Source organism: Varibaculum sp. (assembly GCF_008661855.1).
In the GTDB taxonomy this organism is placed as follows: domain Bacteria; phylum Actinomycetota; class Actinomycetes; order Actinomycetales; family Actinomycetaceae; genus Varibaculum; species Varibaculum timonense_A.
Map to the genome: position 1 here is coordinate 117764 of NZ_RPZY01000033.1, position 6857 is coordinate 124620.

Sequence of the window (6857 nt, forward strand, 5' to 3'; positions counted from 1 at the left end):
TCAGCTTCGCGGTTTGACGAACGGGAATGCCAGCACTTGGCGAATATCGCAACCTAGCAGCATCATTACCATGCGATCCATTCCTAATCCTAGCCCTCCCAAAGGCAATAATCCCAGTTCTAAACAGTTCAAGAAATCTTCATCTAGGCTCATTGCTTCCGGGTCACCCGCAGCGGCCGCCAGCGACTGCTGAGTAAAACGTTCACGCTGGTCACGCGGATCTGTAAGTTCGGTATAGGCGGTTCCTAGTTCCATACCAAAAGCCACCAAATCCCAGCGTTCTGCCAGGCGCGGATGGTCACGATGTTTTCGGGTCAGCGGGGAAGATGAAACCGGGAAATCCATATAGAAAGTGGGGCGAGTGGTTTTAGCCTCGACCAGCTCATCATAGAGCGCCCCGATTAATCTTCCATGGTCAGCCCCGGGGGGAGTGTCGATACCGAACTTCTGGCAAGCCTGCCGGAGAATACTCTCATCAGTATCTGCCGTAATTTCTTCCTCTAAAGCCTTAGAGATGGCTTGATAAACCGGAATCGCCGGCCAGTCTCCAGAAATATCGTAAGCATAATAATCTGTTCCCTTTACGCTACGCTCAATCTTTTGATTTCCCGGGTCGCTAAGGGGACGTAAAGCGATTTCTCGTCCATGAATCGCGCGCGCCGCCCTCTGGTAGAGTTTGCGGGTTAAAGTCATCATCTCCAGGTAGTCAGCGCCCGCCTTATAAACCTCTAGAGACGTAAACTCGGGGTTATGAGTTGCGTCAGCGCCCTCGTTACGGAAAGAGCGTCCCATTTCAAAAATTGCCCCCATTCCCGCCACTGCCAGGCGTTTTAGATATAGCTCGGGGGCGATACGCAAAAACATATCGATAGAGTAAGCATTAGAGCGGGTTACAAACGGACGCGCATTAGCGCCGCCTTGCACGGCTTGCAGTATCGGGGTTTCTACTTCTAAAAATCCTGCCTGAGCAAGCTCCGCACGTACCGCTGTTAATGCCCGCGAGCGTTCTTCTAGCATTTGCAGAGCTACAGGGTCGTTACGCAGCGTTAGGGTGCGGTCGCGAGCGGAGGTTTTCTCGTCTAGGTTTTCTTTCGGGTGGGGTGAGGGGCGAAGCGCTTTTGCAGCTAGCACCCATTTTTGGGCAATTAGTGAGGGCGTGCCGTTGCGGGAAGTGCCGCAGGTTCCGCTGACGACTATTTGATCTCCCAGGTCAAGTAGGGGCAGATTAGCGAAGTCTCGGGAAGCTAGGTGTTGTTTTTCTAAAACTACTTGGAGGTAGGTTCCCCGGTCATATAAATCCCAGAACCATACTCCCCCATGGTTGCGTTTTGCTACGATGCGGCCATGGGTTTTTAAGGGCGAATTCCCGCAAGTGGATGCCTCAGTCACGCTAGCAGCGCTGCCAGGGGGATTAATGTCAGCATTTTGAGCATTACCCCCAGGTAGTGAGGTTAGAGCCGTGCGGTTAGTTACTTGCTTAAAGACCTTCCTCAAAGGCTCGCCTAGGTCAAAACCGGGAGGGAAAGGCTCTATCCCGACCGATAATAGCTTTTCTGCTTTTTTACGGCGGACTTTCTGCTGGTCGGTGAGTTTATAGGTAACCGCCTGAGAGGTGAGTTCTTGGCGGATATGTTTCAGCTGAGTTAAATACTCTTCGTCTGCTTCCCATTGAGTTCCTTTGAGAGTCAGCAAAGAGGCGGGCGCGGGAATAAAGCCTTCTAAACAACCGGCAGCTATTAGAGTCAAAGGCACTAGCGGGTCCGAAGAAAAGCACATATACCTGCTTAACCAACGTGGATTGTAACGGGCGTTAGATTCATATAGGGACTGCAACTGCCAAAACTTTGAAGCCTTAATAAACAGAATCCGTTTAAAACGGTCGTTAAGAGTGGCATCTACCGATTCGCCCTCAACAAATATTTCTCTAAACATGGCGAAATTGAGCGAGAACCGATCAATACCCTGTTCAAAGCCGTGTTGCAGCATTTGCAGCACCATTGCTTCCACTACCCCGTTGGCAGCATTTTTTGCCCTGCGCATCAAATTCAGAGAGACTCCACGCGGCCCCCAGGGAACAAAAGTCAGTAAACACTGTAGTTCACCGTTGTTTCCTCGCGCGGTGCAAATAAGTTGCCGATCATCTTGAGGGGCGAATACTCTATCTAGACTCATTGAGAAGCCGCGTTCATTCCCAATCCGGAACAGGCTGGCTGCCATTTCTAGTTCGCTTAGCTCACAGGGAGTGATTTCGCTTTGGCGGCGCACTTCGATATTGATTCCGCTACGTCTAATCCTCCGTTGAGCAGCCAGGAGTGCGCGACCATGTACCGAGTTTTCATCAAATCTGTCAGCGGAGATGATGGCCTCGTCCCCCATTTTTTTCACCATCATCCCGCTGCGCCGATAGACTCTGGCTCCTTGAGCGCTGGCCGCTATCACGGCTGGAATCCAGCCTTGACTGTAACAATGCTTTTTCCAGCGTAAAACCACGTCTTCCCAGGAATCCGGGTTTCCAATCGGGTCACCGGCGGCTAAAGCTATTCCCCCGCTGACTCCATAGGAGATAGCTGAGGATTCATCGGAACTGAAAATCACCGTGCGATTATTACGAGTAGCGAAATACCCTAAGGAATCTTCTGCTCCCCATTGAATCAAAAGTTTACGTAAACGCAGGTCATCTGGTTTGCTGCGAATTTCGCAGCGTTGGCCAATTAGGATACGCATCACCGCATAGAAGATGATAACTGCCGACAGAATCATCACTATCAGCGATAATGCTTTGATTCCGGGAAATTCTCGCAACAGGGTATTTATTTGAGGCGTAGACAAGAACGGTAATCCGCTGATACGTCGCAGTACCCACAGCGCTATATCCGAAGAGGCAATAGTTGCTGGCGTGAGGTGGCGGGTCAAAGCAAAAGCAATTCCAAATAAGATTGCCTCCCCCGCCAATACTATGCTGAAGCCAACTAACAGGGAACGTAGTTTTACCCGCCCCCAAAATCCAGAGGCAGATTTAGTTAAAAGGACGATGATTCCAATCGCGATAACCAGAAAAATTGCTGGTTCTAACGCATATTTCTGTTTTAGTTCTCCATCGAACCATAAGACAATTAAGGTTAGTAAACACAGTAGAGCCATCAGGGATTGCATGGCTATCATTACGATTACTGCCAGGCGTTTTCGCATAAAACACAAGAGAGCTACAAAAGCTAGCAGTACCGCCGTCGATAAGGTAGGAAGCGCCGGTACCCCCAAAGTAAGCAGTATATAGACAGTTATCCGGTTAAAACCGAATTCAAACAGATAACGTAAAACTATGGTTATCAGGCAAAAGATAGCCCCCAAGCTGTAAACCCAACCGGCGCATACTGGAACCTGCTGTTTCCAAGAGCTTTTAGTTTTACTGCTAGCATTCATATTTAAATCTCCACGACTACCGGCACAATCATCGGGCGACGCCGCAACCGGCGCGCCACCCAACGTCCCAGGGCGCGGCGCATTGCCTGTTGGAGGCGGTAGGGGTCGCTATCTCCTAGATTTAAGGCTTTTTGCAGCGCCTCGGTCACGTCCGGGAGTACCTCTCTAAATACTCCCTCGTCCTCGGCCATTCCCCGCGCGGTAATATGCGGACCGGCAACAATGATCTTGGTGGGCACATCTACGGCGGCAAATACTGACACGAAGCCTTCTTCCCCCAAGGTCATTCGGTCTTTCAACTGGTCTTCATCAATTTCGCCGATGGAGCCACCATCAACATAAACATATTCACAATCAACCTGCCCTACTACCTGGGCTTTTCCGTCTTTGAGGTCTACTACTACCCCGTCCTCGGCTAGAGCAATGTTCTCTTCGGCAATCCCAGTGGCGTGCGCAATCTGACCGTTAGCAATCAAATGTCGGATTTCGCCGTGAATGGGCATGACGTTCTTGGGCTGGACGATATTGTAGGTATAAAGCAATTCTCCTTGAGCGGCATGCCCGGAAACATGCACTGCCCGGTTACCTTTATGCACTACCTTGGCTCCTTGGCGCATCAGCGCGTTTATTACCCGGTAAACCGAGTTTTCATTCCCCGGTATTAGGGAGGACGCCAACAAGACGGTATCGTCAGGTTCCAAAGTCACTAGCCGATGTTGCCCTTGCGCAATCCGAGATAGCGCTGCCATAGGCTCACCTTGGGAGCCGGTAACCATCCATACTCGTTTATTGGCAGGCAAATGCTTCATATCTTCGGCGCGCACCACCACTTCGGGGTCTAGCTCTAAATAACCAGCTTGAGCAGCGATATTCATATTGCGTTCCATAGAACGACCCGAGAGGCAAACTTTTCTGCCCACCGCCTGGGCAGCTTCTAGGACTTGTTGAACCCGGTGTACATGGGAAGCAAAGGAGGCTACCACTACCTGCCCACTGGATTCGGCTAGCACCTGGCGGATTACCGGACCGATTTCTCTTTCCGGAGTGATAAAGCCCGGCACTTCCGCATTGGTGGAGTCCACTAGGAACAAATCAACGCCCTCTTCCCCCATGCGGGCGAAACCTCTCAGGTCTGTGATTCGTTTATCCAGTGGCAGCTGATCAAGTTTATAATCGCCGGTTACCAGCAGGTTTCCAGCATAAGTGCGAATCATAACGGCTAAGGCATCGGGAATCGAGTGGGTAACTGCCAAGAATTCGCAAGCGAAATTATCTAGGTCAATGCTCTCGCCCTCACTGACTTGATGTAGATGCGCCGCGCTCAGTCGATGTTCTTCCAGTTTGGGACGCAAAAAAGCGAGGGTCAGTTCAGAACCGTAAATCGGTATGTCTTCGCGTAGTCGCAACAGGTAGGGTACTGCCCCGATATGGTCTTCATGTCCGTGGGTGAGCACCAACCCTACCACGTCATTCATCCGTTCTTTCAGGTAAGAAAAGTCGGGGAGAATCAAATCAACACCGGGTTGTAGCTCTTCAGGGAAGAGTACCCCACAGTCCACAATCAGGATTTTGCCGTCCAGTTCAATGACGGTCATATTCCGTCCTACTTCCCCCAGTCCTCCTAGGGGAATAATCCGGATAGCACCAGATTTTAGGGCGGGGGGGTAAGGAAGTTCAGGATATAGCGGATTCACACGTCTAATTCTTGCGATTTTGCTCGTTTATGGCAAACGTGCGCGCGCAAAAGATATAAATATAGTGACGCTTAGCTATTTAGGGTTAGAATACCCCGCCTGGGCGGTTAGTGATTGGGAATAACTAGCGGCGTTGCGGTTAGGGATATTAGCGGCAGCGAGCCCGCAGACCTAGAGCAAAGCAAAATCTGCAAGCGTTTTTTGCAGCTGTTTGATTTCTTCACTGCTGGCTGGGACTAGAGGCAAACGCAAAGTATCAGAGGGAATAATTTTTTGGAGGGCGAGGGCGTGCTTGGCCATTACCGCTCCTTGTCCCCCTCCCATTAACGCTTTCACCAGGGGCTCCAGTTCTAGGGAAAGCTGCAGAGCCCCCTGGTAGTCTCCCTTTTCTACCAGCTGCACCATTTTGCGGTAGCTGGGAGCGGCTACGTGAGCGACCACGCTGATAATCCCCACCGCGCCATGAGTTAGCCACGAATAGTTAAGAGCGTCGTCACCGGAGTAAAAAGCTAGCCCGGTTTGCGCTATCCGCCTTGCACCTACCTCGACTTTACCGGTAGCGTCTTTGACCGCCACAACATTATCGATTTCAGCCAGGCGTTTTAGCAGTTCATCACTAATAGCTACCCCGGTGCGTCCGGGAATATCGTAAAGAGTTATCGGTAGGTCTACCTGGGAGGATACTTTCACAAAGTGCTGATATAGGCCTTCTTGGGAGGGACGAGAATAGTAAGGAGAAACCAGCAAAAGCCCGTTAGCTCCGGCTTCCTGGGCGCTGCGCGCCATCCGCACCGAGTGCTCAGTGTCATTAGAGCCAGCGCCGGCGGTAATGAAAATATCGTCTCCGATTGCTTGGCGAACCACCTTTATCAGCTGTTCTTTTTCATCTAGATGAGTGGTAGGAGCCTCCCCGGTGGTTCCGGAAAGCACCAGATGGTTTACTCCCTGGTCTACCAGGTGTTTCGCTAGGTTTGCGGCGGCGTCATAATCTACAGCGCCATCAGGTTTAAAGGGGGTTACCATCGCTACCCCAACCGAACCAGCTAACCGAAAAGCGCTATCTAGGTTACTCATGACTCCACTGTACCTGCTCTACCTGCCGATTTATATTTCGTCCAAAAAGCGGGCGAGAGGGGTCTAAAGGTCACAAAACCACAGGTGCTGCACCATGGATTCATGCCCCACCTGCAAACCCTGACGCAGACCTGCAGGAGAAAATCCGCATCCGGAAAAGAACCGGATTTTTTCTTTTCCCCCAGCCGCCAACCAGATTTGTACCCGGCTTGCTCCCGAAAGTCGCAACATATCAACAATCGCGTGAAGTAGGCGAGAAGCATCGTCCAGGTTCTTTTCCCAATCGCTAACCTCTAGCGCCACGATTTCCGAATCTGCTCCCCGCTGCGCTAGCGGAGACTGTTTCGGCTTCGCCAACATTGTAGGAGCCGGGGCAATCGCCGCCATTCCCACAACCTGTCCTTTGTTTACTGCCGAAAGTAAATGATGTTTTGGGGAGGGCGGGCTAAGCAGGGATTTGGTCCAGGCTTTAGGGAATTCTCCTGAGTTAATCATCGCTAAAGTTTGCGGGGCTACCTGCCCTAAATGAGAATGTAAATCTTTACTCATTGCAGTCGAGTGGAGTTGTCCCCAACTCGGCATATCTTCACTTTTAGCGAGGCGAACCGATCCGGTTGCATCTGACCTTGATAACACCTTAGACTCCTAAATCCATGACTTTATCTAGCC

Annotated in this window: 4 protein-coding genes; all 4 read right to left on the minus strand. The window is 51.0% G+C overall.

Going from position 1 to position 6857, the window contains the following annotated elements:
- Positions 1-3420 carry a bifunctional lysylphosphatidylglycerol synthetase/lysine--tRNA ligase LysX gene (gene lysX / locus QZT94_RS04445; protein WP_296760953.1) on the minus strand — a complete coding sequence of 1140 codons (3420 nt, stop codon included), beginning with the start codon at positions 3418-3420 and terminating at the stop codon, positions 1-3.
- 2 nt (positions 3421-3422) lie between these two features.
- Positions 3423-5114, minus strand: a complete 1692-nt coding sequence (locus tag QZT94_RS04450; RefSeq protein ID WP_296760951.1) for a ribonuclease J — start codon at positions 5112-5114, stop codon at positions 3423-3425.
- Positions 5115-5285: 171 nt separating this feature from the next.
- Entirely contained in the window at positions 5286-6188 is a 903-nt protein-coding gene (gene dapA / locus QZT94_RS04455) for a 4-hydroxy-tetrahydrodipicolinate synthase (RefSeq protein WP_296760949.1), read from the minus strand.
- A 63-nt stretch (positions 6189-6251) separates the two neighbouring features.
- Positions 6252-6824, minus strand: a complete 573-nt coding sequence (locus QZT94_RS04460; protein ID WP_296773200.1) for a GNAT family N-acetyltransferase — start codon at positions 6822-6824, stop codon at positions 6252-6254.
- Between the last annotated feature and the right edge of the window lie 33 nt (positions 6825-6857).

What these genes read in the sequence shown, in the direction of transcription:
- lysX (WP_296760953.1), bottom strand. Translation starts at nt 3,420, where the DNA reads ATGAATGCTAGCAGTAAAACTAAAAGCTCTTGGAAACAGCAGGTTCCA.
- dapA (WP_296760949.1), bottom strand. Translation starts at nt 6,188, where the DNA reads ATGAGTAACCTAGATAGCGCTTTTCGGTTAGCTGGTTCGGTTGGGGTA.